Genomic DNA, 14,927 nt, shown 5'->3' with positions numbered 1-14,927 from the left:
TTCCGCCCGCCCGTCCCGGTGCAGCGGCTGGTTTCGGTGCGACCCCGGACGCTCTGTACGACCACCCGAGCCAACCGCGGCCATCCGATCCGGGTCCGGCGAACGCACCCCCACCAGCCCGCCCGTATCCGTGAAGCCCAAGCCATCCGCCCCCGGGGACGCCCGCTCACCCGGCGCCGCGAACATCGCCTCCGCCCGTGCCCGGGTGGCGGCGGCGGCCTCCGCTCTGCGGCCACCCGGCCCCCGCGCCCATCCCCGCGTCCCCCGGAGGAACCCGGAGCCGAGACGAAGGCCATTGCGCGGGTGCGTGCGGCTCGACCGGTGGTGTCGGGATGTCGCGGTGGTCTCGGCGCCGGAAGTCGTACTCACGGAGAGTGATGTCTGCGTCATGTCGACCGACGCTAGACCCTCGCACGGACATCGCGTCGACCACCGTCAAATACCCTGGATTACCGGCTGGTTGTGCATAACCCCGTCACCGGAACGTGAACTTCCACCGTGTCTCGCACACCCACGGCGAACACGGTCCGCAAGCGACGGCTCCACCCAACCGGCTACCTCACCGATCAACTCACCGATCAGCTCATTCGCCGGCCGACGTCAGCGCGGCGACACCACCACGCCCAGCAGCCCCGGTCCCGTGTGGGCACCGATCACCGCTCCCACCTCACTCACGTGCAGCTCGGCCAGTGCCGGCAACCGCTCGCGCAGCCGCTGCGCCAGCGTGTCCGCCCGCTCGGCCGCCGCCAGGTGATGCACCGCGATGTCCACCCGCGCCTCGCCCGCCCGCTCGGCGACGATCTCCTCCAGGCGTGCGATGGCCCGCGAGGCCGTCCGCACCTTTTCGAGGAGTTCGATCCGCCCGTCCGCGAGTTGCAGGAGCGGCTTGACGGCCAGCGCGGAGCCGAGCAGCGCCTGCGCCGCTCCGATCCGTCCGCCCCGGCGCAGGTAGTCCAGTGTGTCGACGTAGAAGTAGGCGGAGGTCTGCTCGGCGCGCTTCTCGGCCGCGGCCACCGCGTCGTCGATGTCCCCGCCGCCTTCGGTGGTCTCCGCGGCGGCCAGCGCGCAGAAACCCAGCGCCATGGCGACCATGCCGGTGTCCACGACCCGTACGGGTACCGGCGCGTCCTTGGCCGCCAGCACCGCCGCGTCGTAGGTGCCGGAGAACTCGGACGACAGGTGCAGGGAGACGATGCCCTCGGCGCCCGTGGCGGCGACCGCCCGATAGGCGGCGGCGAAGGTCTCCGGGCTCGGCCGGGATGTCGTCACCGGTCGCCGTTTCTGCAGCGCCTGGGCCACCGACCGCGCGGAGACCTCCGTGCCCTCTTCCAGGGCCTCGTCCCCCAGGACGACGGTCAGCGGCACCGCCGTGATGCTGTGGCGCTCCAGTGCCGGCCGCGGCAGGTAGGCCGTTGAATCGGTGACGATCGCGACATGGCGGGACATGACTGGGAGGTTATCCGGGCGATGCCGGTGCCCGACAGTGCGGGCACCCTCTGGAAGATCCACCGGCTCCTGCCGCGCAGGGCTATGAGACAGGTGTCCGGGCGTCCCGGCCCCTCGGCGAAAGCCGAAGCGCAAGCCGAAGCGCAAGCCGAGGTCAGCCCCAAAGCCAAACCCAAAGCCGACCACGCCCCGGTTCACGCTGGAACGAAGCCAACCGCCCCCTTGTCCGCGCGCTCAGAGCCGACCCGCCCACAAGCCAGGACAGGCCGGGCCCCACCCGCCCCCGTGCCTTCCTTACGCCGTCCCCTCCGTGCGGCGTGCCTTCTCCTCCCAGGGGTACGCGATGCGGCTGCGCGGGTCCTTCGCGGTGATGGCCGGCGGTTCGTCCGCGGCCCAGTCCCTCATCGCCCCAGCACCCGGCGAGGTCCCGGAAGCACCGGTGGCGGAACCCGGGGCCGCGCCTGCCCCGGCGGACGGCGCCGCGCTCCCCGGCGCTCCCTTGCCCGACCCCGCCAACGGGTCGTCGACCCAGTGGCGGAGCGCCCCCGCCTCGACGTCGATCTGTTCGCGCAGCGTCGTCAGGTCGTCGTCCGCGAACTTGCGCGCCCGGTCCCGCGCCGCCCAGCGCAGCGACTCCGCGGACTCGGTGATCCGCTCCGTACGCTCCCGCAGCTCCGGCAGCCGGGCCGCCACACTCACCTTGTCGGGCTCCCGCTCCAGGCGCTTGAGCTGGTCGTCCAGCTCGTGGCCGTGCGCGCTGAGGCGTTCGAACAGGGCCAGCGCCTCCTGGAGGGACGGGTCTTCGGCCGCTCCGGCGCGCAGTGCCTCCTGCGTGGCCCGCATGGACGTCCGCAGGGACAGCCGGAGCTGGGCCAGCTCGGCCGGCACGCCAGGCTGGGCGAACTGCCGCGCCCTGAGAGTGGTGTCCTCGACCGTCCTGCGGGCCTGTGCGACCGTGCGGTCGACCCCCCGCTTGGCCGCTTTGACGGCTTTGACCGTCAAAAGGACGCCCGCGACCACGAACAGCACGAACAGAAGCCCGAGGATCGCGATCACGGCTTCCATGGACTCTCCTCAAAGTGTCGACGACGCGGGCAACGTCGTTCGCCCCCGCCCCTCCACGGTAAACGGCACGGGCAGGTCGGTGGGTTCATTTGAACCCCCAACCTGCCCGTAGTGGATATCCCCTAGCCGCCAGGGATGACCCCCAAGCCGATGGAGCGGACCGGCACCGGAACGACGTCCACACCGGAACGCCGCACACACCCGGCCGCTGACCGGCTCCGGCCGTCCCTCAGGTCAAACCGGCCGAGCCGATCCCGCCGTCATGCCGACGCTCCCTTCACGTCGGCACCTCAGGCCGGGTCCGTCACGCCGATACCTCAGGGCCATGCCCGCCGCGCCGGCTTCTCAGAGTGCGTCCGTCTCTCGGACCGCGCCCGTCACGCCGGGACGATGTTGACCAGCTTCGGCGCCCGCACGATCACCTTGCGGATGCCCGCGCCGCCCAGGGCGGCGACCACGGCCGGGTCGGCCAGCGCCGTCGCCTCCAGGTCCGCGTCCGAGATGGCCGGCGGAACCTCCAGACGGGCCTTGACCTTGCCCTTGATCTGGACGACGCAGGTCACGGTCTCGTCCACCACGTACGCGGGATCGGCGACCGGGAAGTCCTGGTGGACGACCGAGTCGGTGTGCCCCAGCTTGCGCCACAGCTCCTCGGCGATGTGCGGCGCCAGCGGCGCGAACAGCAGGACCAGCGACTCGGCCACCGAGCGCGGCAGCGGGCCGCCCACCTTGGTCAGGTGGTTGTTCAGCTCCGTCACCTTGGCGATGGCGGTGTTGAACCGCAGACCGGCCATGTCCTGGTTGACGCCGTCGATCGCCTTGTGCAGCGCGCGCAGCATCTCCTCGTCCGGCTCGGCCTCGTCGGAGACCGTGACCTCACCGGTGGACTCGTCCACGATGTTGCGCCACAGCCGCTGCAGCAGGCGGTACTGGCCGATGACGGCCCGGGTGTCCCAGGGGCGCGACACGTCCAGCGGACCCATGGCCATCTCGTACAGGCGCAGCGTGTCCGCGCCGTACTCGGCGCAGATCTCGTCCGGGGTGACGGCGTTCTTCAGGGACTTGCCCATCTTGCCCAGGACGCGGCTGACCTTCTCGCCCTGGTAGTAGTACGCGCCGTCGCGCTCCTCGACCTCGGCGGCCGGGACGGCGATGCCGCGCTGGTCCCGGTAGACGAACGCCTGGATCATGCCCTGGTTGAACAGCTTGTGGAACGGCTCGCTGGAGGCGATGTGCCCCAGGTCGTGCAGCACCTTGGACCAGAAGCGCGCGTACAGCAGGTGCAGCACGGCGTGCTCCTGGCCGCCCACGTACAGGTCGACGCCGCCGGTCGGCTGGCCCTCGCGCGGGCCCATCCAGTACTGCTCGATGGCCGGGTCGACCAGCGCGTCGCCGTTGTCCGGGTCCAGGTAGCGCAGCTCGTACCAGCAGGAGCCGGCCCAGTTGGGCATGGTGTTGGTCTCGCGGCGGTAGCGCTTGACGCCGTCGCCCAGGTCCAGCTCGACGTTGACCCAGTCCTCGTTGCGGGACAGCGGGGTCTCCGGCTGGGTGTCGGCGTCGTCCGGGTCGAAGGTGCGCGGCGCGTAGTCGTCGACCTCGGGCAGTTCCAGCGGCAGCATCGACTCGGGCAGCGCGTGCGCGACGCCGTCCTCGTCGTACACGATCGGGAACGGCTCGCCCCAGTAGCGCTGCCGGCTGAACAGCCAGTCGCGCAGCCGGTAGTTGACGGTGCCCTCGCCGATGCCCTCGGCGGCCAGCCACTCGGTGATCTTGGCCTTGGCGTCGGCGACGGTCAGCCCGTCCAGGGAGATCGCCTCGCTGGCGGAGTTGACGAGCGGCGCGTCGTACGAGGAGAAGGCGTCGTCCCAGGTGGAGGGGTCCGTGCCACGGTCGTCGGACGGCTGGACGACGCACCGCAGGGGCAGCTCGAAGGCGCGCGCGAAGGCGAAGTCGCGGCTGTCGTGCGCGGGCACCGCCATGATCGCGCCGGTGCCGTAGCCCATCAGCACGTAGTCGGCGACGAAGACCGGGACCGGCTCGCCGCTGACCGGGTTCGTCGCGTACGCACCTGTGAAGACGCCGGTCTTCTCCTTGGCGTCGGCCTGCCGCTCGACGTCCGACTTGGACGCGGCCTGCTTGCGGTACGCGGCCACCGCCTCGGCCGGGGTGGCGTGCCCGCCGGTCCACACCTCGTGGGTGCCCTCGGGCCAGGCCTCCGGGGTGATCTTCTCGACCAGGGGGTGCTCCGGCGCCAGCACCATGTAGGTCGCGCCGAACAGGGTGTCCTGACGGGTGGTGAAGACGGTGATCTTGTCGTCGCCGACCGCGAAGTCGACCCGCGCGCCCTCGGAGCGGCCGATCCAGTTGCGCTGCTGCAGCTTGATGGCCTCGGGCCAGTCCAGGCCGTCCAGGTCGGCCAGCAGCCGGTCCGCGTAGGCCGTGATGCGCATGTTCCACTGGCGCAGCTTGGCCTTGAAGACGGGGTAGTTCCCGCGCTCGGAGCGGCCCTCGGCGGTGACCTCCTCGTTGGCCAGGACGGTGCCCAGACCGGGGCACCAGTTGACGGGCGCGTCGGAGGCGTACGCCAGGCGGTACTCGCCCAGGACGTCGGCGCGCTCGACGGCGCTCAGCTCGCCCCAGGGGCGCCCGTCGGGAGTCTCGCGCTCACCGGCCTCGAACTGCGCGACCAGCTCGTCGATCGGCCGCGCCTTCGCCGCCTGCTCGTCGTACCAGGAGTTGAAGACCTGCAGGAAGATCCACTGAGTCCACTTGTAGTAGGCCGGGTCGATCGTCTCGATCGAGCGGCGCTTGTCGTGGCCCAGGCCCAGGCGGCGCAGCTGGCGCCGCATGTTCACGATGTTGGCCTCGGTGGAGACCCGGGGGTGGGTGCCGGTCTGCACCGCGTACTGCTCGGCGGGCAGGCCGAAGGCGTCGAAGCCCAGGGTGTGCAGGACGTTGTGCCCGGTCATCCGCAGGTGGCGGGCGTAGACGTCGGTGGCGATGAAGCCCAGGGGGTGGCCGACGTGCAGGCCCGCGCCCGAGGGGTAGGGGAACATGTCCATGATGAACTTCTTCGGCCGTGCGACCACCGCCGGGTCCCCGGCCAGCTCACCGCTGGGGTTCGGGGCCTCGTACGTCCCCTCGGCCTCCCAGAAGTCCTGCCAGCGTGCCTCGATGTCGGCGGCCAGCACGGCCGTATAGCGGTGCGGGGCCGCCACCTCGGCGGCCGAAGTCGTCTCGCTCATCGTCCTCAAAGCTCCATCGATCGTCTCTGCCTGCGGCTACGGCGAACACTGCGAATTGATGCGGAAACAAAAAGACCCCTCGCACAGGAGGGGACGCCGCGCCGATGCCGACCGATTCTCTCGCCGGTCGGTACTGATCAGCGCGGCCCGCTAAGCAGAAGGCGTACGGCACGCATGGCGTCAGGGTACCGCAGGGCCCCCGGGAGCCGCGCAAAGGATTCTCCTACGGGTGGTTCCGACCGGTTTTCGGCCGGTTTCCGGCTCCTTTCCATGAGGGCCGGGGCGAAGGGTCCGCCCGGCTTTATGAGACGCGTGCGTGCTTTGGGGGAGGGCCCTATGGGGGCCCTTACGGGATGGCCCCTATGGAAGATCGCTGCGGACGGCCTTGCGGGAGGTCCCTTACGGGGCGAGTGATCCATCACGGGTCGGGGGCCCCCTTACGGGCCGGGGGACCCCTTAGGAGCCGAGGGCCCCTTACAGGCCGGGGACCACTTACGGGGACGAGGAAGGGCGTGCGTCGTGGTCCACACCTGGGGTGACACTCGGGACCGCCTTCCGGCGGCGGCGTCCGCATCCGGAAGGCGTGGCGCCAGCCCTTCTAAAGGCGTCCGACCCGCTCCCTGCGTCCCCGTCCGCCCCCGAAGTCCTCGTCCGCCCCCGGCGTCCTCTTCCGCGCCTGGGAGCCGGGCCGGGGGAGACCAGGCCGAGGACGAGGTCCCGGGTCCTCCGCCCTCGTCGGCGTCGTCCGCGTCCCGTCGGCACCGTCCGCATCCCGGCGTCACCGCCCACGCCCGGGACTCGAACGGACCGACGCTAGCAGCGCCCCGCCCGCCCCGCCCCGCTTCCGGCAACCCGGTCCCGTGCCGGGGCCGCCCCGCCTAGCTTTCCGGCATGCAACCGCATCGCAGGGGCCGCCGCGCGGCCCGACCGCGCCGCGCCCGTGCCCGGCGCCGCCCGGGCTTACGCCGCCACTCCGGCTTACGCCTACGCCTCCGCCGGAACCCGCGGCGTCCGGCGGTGCTCGTCACGGGCCTGGCGGTCCTCGCCCTCCCCTTCCTGGCCGCCTCGCCGCTGCGCGCCTTCTCGGACTACGCGGGCGGCGTGCTGACCCTGGTCTCCCTCACCACCGCGGTGGTCTGGGGTCTGATCGCCTCCGATCGCAGCCTGCTCGTACCGCGCGGCAGGATCTGCGCGCAGGCCGTGCACCGGGCGCTGGCCACCGCCGCGCTCGGCTTCCTCCTCGTGCACATCACCGTCAAGATCGCCGAGGGCCATGCGCGGCTGCTCGACGCGGTGCTCCCCTTCGCACCGGGCGGCGCGCCGTGGCTGATCGGGCTCGGAGGGCTGGCCGGCCATCTCCTGGTGCTGGCGGCGGCCACCGGCGCGCTGCGCAGCGCGTTCGCCGGCCGGGGGCGCGCCGCCGGCCGCTGGCGCGCCCTGCACGGCTGCGCGTATCCGGCCTGGTGCCTGGCCGTGCTGCACGGCCTGCGGTCCGGCCGCAGCCCTTCGGGCTGGGTCACCGCGGCCTACGCCTTGTGTCTGGCGGCCGTCGCGGGCGCCCTCCTGGTCCGTGCCCTGCTTCCTCGGTACCGCGCCCGCCGCGCCCTGCGCCGGGCCCTCACCGCTCGGCCGGCCCCGGACGCCGCGCCTCCGGTCAGCGGTCCGGCCGAGCCGGCCTTCGCTCCCGGCCTTCCACCCCCACCGGAGGACGCCCCGACCCTCGTCGAACGCCTCCCCTACGGGCCTCCCCCATCCACGCACCCCGCCCCGCCCCCACACCCCCAGGAACTCCACCCCGCCCCCGTCGCCCCGTACGGGCCGCCCCCCACAGCCCTCGACCCACCACCCGCCTTCTCCCCAGCCGACCCACACACACCCCACACCCCACACGGGCCCCCACTCACCCCGGACACCCCCTACGGGCCCCCACCCACCTCGCCCGCCCCCGACACCCCGCACGCCCCCTACGGCTCTCCCCCCACCCCGCAGATCCCCTACGGGACCCCACTCACCCCGCACACCGCTCCCCAGAACTCCCCCACCACCTTCCACACCACCCCCCACCTCCTCGACCCCCCACCCCCACCCAGCCGAACCAAGGCCCCCTCATGACCACCCCCCACCGAGACACCCTCGCCCCCGCGCCGCCCCACCCCCTAGGCGCCCCGGCCACCTCCCTCCCCGACACCCCGCCCGTGCGCGCGCTCGGCCTCCCCCGCCTGACCGCGGGCTTCGACGACGCCGAACGCCTCGGCCGCACGGCGCACCTGCTCGCCCACGGCTCCCTGCCCGCCCTCACGCACAGCGGGCTCGCCACCCTGGCCGAGGACATCACCCTGCGCGGCCGGGGCGGCGCCGGTTTCCCCTTCGTACGGAAACTGGAGGCCGTCGCGCGGCAGGTACGGCGTACCGGCACCCCGCCCGCGGTGGTCGTCAACGGGTGCGAGGGCGAACCCGCCTGCCGCAAGGACACCGTCCTGCTGTGCCGTGCTCCGCACCTGGTGCTGGACGGAGCGCTGCTCGCCGCCGAGGCGCTCGGGGCCCGCACACTGGTCGTCGGCGTGACCAAGGACACGGCCGAAGCGTCATTAAGGGCCGCGATGGCCGAGCGTGGCCTCAAGGAGCGCCGACGCGGCCGGGCGCTGCGCGCACGGCTCGTCCGCCTCCCCGAGAGGTTCGTCTCCGGGGAGGCGTCCGCGCTGATCCGGGCCGCGGACGGCGGCCCGCCGCTGCCCCCGGGGCGGCGGACGCGCGCCGCCGAGGCGGGGCTCGGCGGCGCCCCGACCCTCGTCTCCAACACCGAGACGTTCGCCCAACTCGCCGTCGCCGCCCGGCTCGGTGCCCGCCACTACGCCGCCACCGGGACGGCCGAAGAGCCCGGCACTCTGCTTCTGACCGTCTCCGGCGCGGTGCCCTCCCCCACCGTCGTCGAGGCGCCGAGCGGGGTGCCGCTGGGTTACATCCTCCAGTCGTGCGCGGCCGACCCGTCCCCTACGGGTGTGCTGGTCGGCGGGTACCACGGGGCCTGGCTGGACGCCGCCTCCGCGTACGAGGCCGTGGTCACCCGCGACGCGCTCGCGGCGCGCGGGGGCGCGCTCGGGGCGGGCGCCGTGCTGCCTCTCCCCGCCGACGCCTGTCCCCTGGGGGAGACGCTGCGGGTCGCCCACTGGCTGGCGGCCGAGTCCGCCGGCCAGTGCGGACCGTGCCGCCTGGGACTGCCCTCCCTGGCGGGCGCGCTGGCCGGCACCCTGGCCGGCGGGCGGGAGGCGCTGGAAGCCGTTCGCCAAGCCGCGCAGGGCGTACGCGGGCGCGGCGCGTGCAAGCACCCGGACGGTTCGGCGCGGTTCGTGCTGTCCGCGCTGACGGCGTTCACCGACGACCTGGCCGCGCACGTCCTGGGCGGTGGCTGCGGCCGGGAGACGATCGGGGTGCTGCCGTTGTCCGCCCCGGAAGCGGACGGCACACGGGACGGCCAGGGCGCGGGCGGGCGGCTGGCGGTGGACTGGACGCTGTGCGAGGGGCACGGACTGTGCGCCGGGCTGCTGCCCGAGGCCGTACGCCTGGACGGGGACGGCTACCCGGTGGTCGCGGACGCCCCGCTCCCCGGACGGCTGCGGACCCGCGCCCAGCGCGCCGTGCGCCGCTGCCCGGCTCTCGCCCTGCGCCTGGAAGACCGGTGAGCCGCGACGCGCGCATTCACGCCGAAACGGCGAACGGCAAAAGCGCTCTCCGCGCGGCATTACGCATGAGGCACAGCATGAGGCACAAGGCATAAGCGACGGCCGTATCCCGCACCCGTCTTGTGGAGTACGTCACAACAAAGCGGAATCGACACGCGGACCATCCCGGAACAACGACGCCGCCCGGCCCCGGACCGGAACAAAGCGATCACATCACGAGAACACCGAGAAGAAAGGCCCGGCCAACCCGGGCAAAGCCACCGCGAATTCCCGGAACACCCCCGCCTCGCCCCGTCCCCCAGCCACGAAGCGGAACGAACGAACCACCCGCCCGCGTACGGGTCGGCGCCCCCGCACAACCGAACAGCACAACAAAGCGGGCCGTCCGCCTGGACGACCCGCTTCGATTTCTGTGGAGCTAAGGAGAATTGAACTCCTGACCTCCTGCATGCCATGCAGGCGCTCTACCAACTGAGCTATAGCCCCGTGTCCTGTTGTCTTCGCCCCGGTTCCCCGCGGCGACGTCGACTACATTACACGGCTTCCCCGGGCTTTTGCCAAATCGCCCGGGAGCGGACTCCAAGGAGGGTCCGGGGTACTGTCGGCGAGCCGTGCCCGATTCGTCCTGGGAGCCGTACGCCGTGACCGCGCTGGAGCTGGAACAGTCCGCCGAACCCCGCGGCGTCTCCCGCGTGAGAAGCCTTCTGCGGCGGCGCCCGCTCCTGCCCGCGGCCGTCGCCTGCCTCGTCTCCTTCGCCGCCTTCTGGGTCGTCCAGCGGCTGGCGGGCGTGACGATGATCGACCTCATGGTCTACCGGGCCGAGGGCTGGACCGCGCGCAACGGCGAACCGCTGTACGACATGGTCGCCACCTCGGCGCACCTGCCCAACACCTACCCGCCCTTCGCGGCCCTCCTCTTCACGCCGCTGACGCTGTTCGACGTGCCCTTGATGCGCACGCTCGCCACCGCCGGCAACCTGGTGCTGCTCCTGGCCGTCGTCCACCTCTCCCTGCGCCTGGTGGGGCGCCCCCGGCGGATACCCCACTGGGCGGCCACGTTCGCGCTCTCCGCGCTCCTGGTGTGGTGCGAGCCGGTGTGGACGACGCTGCGCTACGGGCAGATCAACCTCTTCATCGCCGTCCTGGTGCTGTGGGACCTCACCCGTAAGGACACCAACCGCTGGGCGGGCGTCGGCATCGGCATCGCCGCCGGGATCAAGCTCACTCCGGCGCTCTTCGCCGTCTTCCTGGCGGTGGCCGGGCTCGTACGGGCCGTCCAGCGGCTGCGTACGCGTCCCGGGGCGCGGGCGGCGGACCGTACGGCCGGGACGCCCGCCGCGGGGCCGGAGAGCCCGCACAGGCCCGCCGCCACGGCCGGGCGCGCACCGGGCGGCACCCCGCCCCTCCGCGCCCGGCTGCGCGCCGCCTGGAACCCCTGGCTGCGTCAGTCCCTCGTGGCCACCGTGACCTTCCTGGCCACCGCCCTGCTGCCCGCCCTCGCCCTGCCGGACGACGCCCGCCGCTTCTGGACCGAGATCGTCTTCGCCGCCGACCGGGTCGGTGACGTGTGGATCACCGCCAACCAGTCGCTGCGCGGCGCGCTCGCCCGGCTGCTGCACGCGCCGGATCCCGGCGCCGCGTGGCTGGTGGCCGCGCTGGTCGTCACGGTGGCGGGGATGGCGATCGCGGTCGCCGCCCTGCTGCGCGGGCTGCGCGCCTGGGCGGTCGTCGCCTGCGCGGCCACCGCCCTGCTGATCAGCCCCATCTCCTGGTCGCACCACTGGGTGTGGGGCGTGCCGATGCTGATCGTGCTCGGGGCCGAGGCGCTGCGGCGCGGCGGGCCCGGCAGCCTCGCCGAGGGCGCCGCCGGACCCGGTGGCGGCCGGCGCTGGTGGGCGCTGACCGCCGGGATCGCCCTCCTGTTCTGCTCGTACGCGCTGTGGTGGGTGCCGCACCGCTGGCACCAGCGCGAGGAACTGGCCCAGAACGCGGGCCAGATGCTGCTGTCCGGCGTGTATCCGATCGCCGGCCTCGCCTTCCTCGCGCTGGCCGCCCTACAGGTGCGGCGGGCGGCCGGTACGTCCTACGAAGCCCCGGCCACCGCCCCCCGCACCGGCGCCTGACCGACGCGGGGAACGACCGGGACCACCGGAGCCACGGCCCGGACGGAAAACCCGCCCACCGGCCGGGGCCCCGGCCCACCCCGGAAGCCGCAGGCCCGCGACCCGACGGGAGCCCCGCCCGTCGGCGGATGCCACGGGCCCGGCACCCTCCGCCCCGCCTGCGCAGCACACCCGGGGACCGGTGCACTCCACAGGCGCGGGCTCAGTGCCCGTCGTGCCCGTGGCCGCCGCCCGGCGTGTGGTGATGGAACCTCAGCACCTCCGGCGGCATGACGACGAAGGGCCGCATCATGCCCATGTCCTCGTGTTCCAGCAGGTGACAGTGGTACATGAACCGCCCCCGCGCGCCCTGGAACTGCGCGATCACGTTGACCATCTGGCCCGCGGGCACCTGAATGACGTCCTTCCAGCCCTGGTCCCCCGGCGCTATCGGCGCCCGGCCGAGGAACGCCAGCGGCTTGCTCGTGCCGCCGACGCGGTTGTCGTACGGGCTCTTGTCGCCGGTCGGATAGAGGTCCCGGCTGAGGACCTGGAAGTCGACGAGGTGGATGTGCATCGGGTGCATCGGCCCGCCCAGGTTCAGGAAGCTCCACTGCTCCCAGTCGCCGAGCTTGACGAGGTGCCCCAGGGTGTCGTCGAACATCCGGGCCGTGCGCTGGTACGTCCGCGTCTTCCCGTCGGCGCCCGTGACCTGGATGATCCCCTCGGCCGGGAACGTGAGGCCGTCGGGCTTGATCTCACGCGTCTCCCACATCTCCGGGTGGCCGTTGCCGACCGGTCCGGGCGGGGTGAGGACGATCAGCCGGTGCTCGTGCTGGGGCGCCGTGTCGTGCGTGAGCCGCTCGAAGGACGAGAGCACCTCGGGCAGCACGAACGGGTCGCGGACCGGCCCCGTCCCCACGCGGAACTGCATGACCTGCGGGTACGTCGCCGTGGGATCGGTGTTGACCAGGCGGAGCGTACGGCCGCGCAGCTTCCCGAAGTCGACCAGTACGTCCATCCGCTCGGCCGGGGCCAGCGACAGCCCGGCGTCGGACGGCACCGGCCGCGGCAGCAGCCCGCCGTCCGAACCGATCTGGTACACCGCCCCCGTGACCGGCTTGCCCGTCTCGTCGTCCACCAGGCGCAGTTCGAACGTGCGGGCGTTCGCGGCGTTCAGCAGCCGGAAGCGGTACCAGCGCGCGTCCACGTTCGCGTACGGCCAGATCGTGCCGTTCACGAGCGTGTACGGCCCCGTGAAGGGCCGCGTGACGTTGCCGCCGTTGCTGTCCTTGTCGACGATGAGCGTCTTGTGGAGCAGCCGCCCCGTGAGCCGGCCGTCCTCGTCGGTGTCGAAGTTGCGGTCCTGGATGACGAGCGGGATCTCCCGCTCCCCACTCGGGAGGCGCAGCGCGTCCTCCTCGTCGTCCCGGATGAGGTACATCCCGGCCAGACCGGCGAAGACGTTCCAGCGCGTGATGTCCATCGCGTGGTCGTGGTACCACCAGGACGTCGCGCGGTGGTCGTTCGGGTACTCCGACAGCTGGGCGTCTCCGGGCGCGACGCCGTTCTCCGACCAGCCGTCGTTGCCGCCCCCGGTGAGGGCGCCGTGCACATGGGTGACGCACCAGGCCGGGAGCTGGTCCACGCCCTCGACCGGCGTGCTGTTCTTGCGGCCCGGTACGTCGGTGGGCGGCGTGGGCTCGTTGCCGTCGGCCTTCACCTCGACCGCCGTCACGGGGAACCGCCCGCTGAGGCGGTTCACCCAGGAGACGCGCAGCCGCTGCCGGCGGCGCACCTCGATGGTCGGCCCCGGGAAGAGCCCCTCGTAGGCCCACACTTTGGTGGGCGGGAGCTGCGAGTGCAGCCGCACCCAGGTGGCGGTGAGGTTGATCTCTATGCCGCGCAGCGCCTCTTTGCGGCCGGGCCGCAGGGTGGGCGGGACGCGCAGCGCGTCGATGAACGGCGTCAGTTCGGCGACGGCTTCCCTCTTGGGCGCCTCGGCGGTGGCTGCCGCCGGGCTCGCGTCTAAACCGTCGGATGACGAAATGGTCTGGACAGGATTGAGTGTCGTGTCGGACAACGTGCGACCCCCGTGTCGCTTCCCCCGTGCCGCCGGCCGTTTCCGGCGGCAGCTCTCACTCTCTACAACGCCCCGTGCATCGTGGGGGGTTGCCTCGTACGGACAGATTTCCGACGGGTCTGTGAGGAGCGCTGGTCAGGCGGTGGCGAAGGAATAGAAGCGCTTCAGCGTGCAGTGCTCGTCCAGCAGCCGCCCGTAGATCGGTTCGCCGTCGAGTTCCCGGTACGTCTCGATGGGGTCGCCTTTTATGATCAGCGCCCGCGCGCACTCCTCGCACCAGTACTGGTAGTCGGGGTTGAGCGGTTCCATGTCGCGGACGATCGGGGTGCCGCTGCCGCACCAGTCGCACTTCCTGCTGTGGGCGCCCATCGCTCAGCTCCAGCTGTGGCCGCAGGCCGTGCAGACGAAGGAAATGCCGCCGTTGTCGCCCAGGACCTGCGCCACGTGGGCCGAGCCGCACGAGGGGCACTGGAGGGTGACACCGCGCGCGCCGTCGGAGGGCCCGCCGGTCTCGCCCGCGGAAAAGGCGCCAATGAGGCGGGAGGGCCGGGACTGAAGGTGATCGCCCGGATGCGCCGCGGAAGCGTCGGGCAGGCCGTGGACCTCCCCGAAGATGCTCATGGGCATCGCGATCTCTCCTCCCCTGGCGGCGCCGTCCGATTCTGCCACGTACCTGCGGCCCGGTCAGTCCCGCCCGCGCACGAACCGAACCGAGTGCCGCATTCCGGAACGCGGAGGACGGGGCCGGGGGACGGAACGGACCGAAGGGCGTGACGGGCGCACCCGTACCGGAATAGCGAAAGACCCCGCCCCCTGTGAGGGAGACGGGATCTTCCGGGCTGTGGAGCTAAGGAGAATTGAACTCCTGACCTCCTGCATGCCATGCAGGCGCTCTACCAACTGAGCTATAGCCCCAGGTCTCGCTCTCGGCCCCACCGGTCTTCCCGGCAGCGCCTCGAACAAGAGAACTCTAACCCGCGACCTGCCCGAATGCGAAAACGGACGGGAAGGGCGGGGCCGGGGGACGGAACGGACCGAAGGGCGTGACGGACACACCCGTACCGGAATAGCGAAAGACCCCGCCCCCTGTGAGGGAGACGGGATCTTCCGGGCTGTGGAGCTAAGGAGAATTGAACTCCTGACCTCCTGCATGCCATGCAGGCGCTCTACCAACTGAGCTATAGCCCCAGGTCTCGTCCTCGGCCCCGCCGGTCTTCCCGGCAGCGCCTCGAACAAGAAGAACTTTAGCCTGTGACCTGGCCGGATGTGAAATCCGGCCCGGCCGGCTCCGCGCGACGGACCGCGC

General features: G+C 72.4%; 9 protein-coding genes and 3 tRNA genes. 3 read left to right on the top strand and 9 right to left on the bottom strand.

Going from position 1 to position 14,927, the window contains the following annotated elements; translation table 11 throughout:
* Positions 1 to 600: 600 nt before the first annotated feature.
* The 3 genes from ABZX96_RS12290 to leuS form a co-directional block, all read right to left on the bottom strand.
* Complete coding sequence (locus ABZX96_RS12290) at positions 601 to 1,446, bottom strand: DegV family protein (protein ID WP_355542082.1); 846 nt, start codon at positions 1,444 to 1,446, stop codon at positions 601 to 603.
* 294 nt (positions 1,447 to 1,740) lie between these two features.
* On the bottom strand, positions 1,741 to 2,511 hold the full coding sequence (locus ABZX96_RS12285; RefSeq protein WP_355542079.1) for a hypothetical protein: 771 nt from the start codon (positions 2,509 to 2,511) through the stop codon (positions 1,741 to 1,743).
* A gap of 377 nt (positions 2,512 to 2,888) precedes the next feature.
* The gene (gene leuS / locus ABZX96_RS12280) at positions 2,889 to 5,756 is read right to left on the bottom strand and encodes a leucine--tRNA ligase (protein WP_355542077.1); all 2,868 of its coding nucleotides are present in this window, start codon (positions 5,754 to 5,756) and stop codon (positions 2,889 to 2,891) included.
* A gap of 1,017 nt (positions 5,757 to 6,773) precedes the next feature.
* On the opposite strand from leuS, the gene ABZX96_RS12275 reads away from it, so the two are divergent.
* Both ABZX96_RS12275 and ABZX96_RS12270 read left to right on the top strand, forming a co-directional pair.
* The gene (locus tag ABZX96_RS12275; RefSeq protein WP_355542074.1) at positions 6,774 to 7,868 is read left to right on the top strand and encodes a hypothetical protein; all 1,095 of its coding nucleotides are present in this window, start codon (positions 6,774 to 6,776) and stop codon (positions 7,866 to 7,868) included.
* The gene (locus tag ABZX96_RS12270; protein WP_355542071.1) at positions 7,865 to 9,436 is read left to right on the top strand and encodes an NADH-ubiquinone oxidoreductase-F iron-sulfur binding region domain-containing protein; all 1,572 of its coding nucleotides are present in this window, start codon (positions 7,865 to 7,867) and stop codon (positions 9,434 to 9,436) included. The genes ABZX96_RS12275 and ABZX96_RS12270 overlap by 4 nt, the downstream gene beginning before the upstream one ends.
* A gap of 413 nt (positions 9,437 to 9,849) precedes the next feature.
* On the opposite strand, the gene ABZX96_RS12265 is transcribed toward ABZX96_RS12270, so the two are convergent.
* Positions 9,850 to 9,922: transfer RNA gene (locus tag ABZX96_RS12265), tRNA-Ala, on the bottom strand.
* A 155-nt stretch (positions 9,923 to 10,077) separates the two neighbouring features.
* Here ABZX96_RS12265 and ABZX96_RS12260 point away from each other — a divergent pair.
* Positions 10,078 to 11,559 (top strand): glycosyltransferase 87 family protein, encoded by a 1,482-nt coding sequence (locus ABZX96_RS12260; RefSeq protein WP_355542155.1) that lies wholly within the window; start codon positions 10,078 to 10,080, stop codon positions 11,557 to 11,559.
* A 202-nt stretch (positions 11,560 to 11,761) separates the two neighbouring features.
* Here ABZX96_RS12260 and phsA read toward each other — a convergent pair whose 3' ends face one another.
* From phsA to ABZX96_RS12235, 5 genes are all read right to left on the bottom strand, one after another.
* Entirely contained in the window at positions 11,762 to 13,510 is a 1,749-nt protein-coding gene (gene phsA, locus ABZX96_RS12255) for an O-aminophenol oxidase PhsA (protein ID WP_355542152.1), read from the bottom strand.
* A gap of 246 nt (positions 13,511 to 13,756) precedes the next feature.
* Complete coding sequence (locus ABZX96_RS12250; protein ID WP_355542068.1) at positions 13,757 to 13,990, bottom strand: hypothetical protein; 234 nt, start codon at positions 13,988 to 13,990, stop codon at positions 13,757 to 13,759.
* A gap of 3 nt (positions 13,991 to 13,993) precedes the next feature.
* A complete protein-coding gene (locus tag ABZX96_RS12245; RefSeq protein ID WP_355542066.1) occupies positions 13,994 to 14,248 on the bottom strand; it encodes a hypothetical protein in 255 nt (84 codons plus the stop codon).
* Between the two features lie 215 nt (positions 14,249 to 14,463).
* Positions 14,464 to 14,536 (bottom strand) — tRNA-Ala (locus ABZX96_RS12240).
* 200 nt (positions 14,537 to 14,736) lie between these two features.
* A tRNA-Ala gene (locus tag ABZX96_RS12235) sits at positions 14,737 to 14,809 on the bottom strand.
* Positions 14,810 to 14,927: the final 118 nt, after the last annotated feature.

Origin of the sequence: Streptomyces sp. NPDC003077, from assembly GCF_040611095.1 — a bacterium.
Lineage (GTDB): Bacteria > Actinomycetota > Actinomycetes > Streptomycetales > Streptomycetaceae > Streptomyces.
The sequence above is the reverse complement of the archived record's forward strand: the minus strand, read 5'-3'. Positions and strand labels throughout refer to the sequence as shown.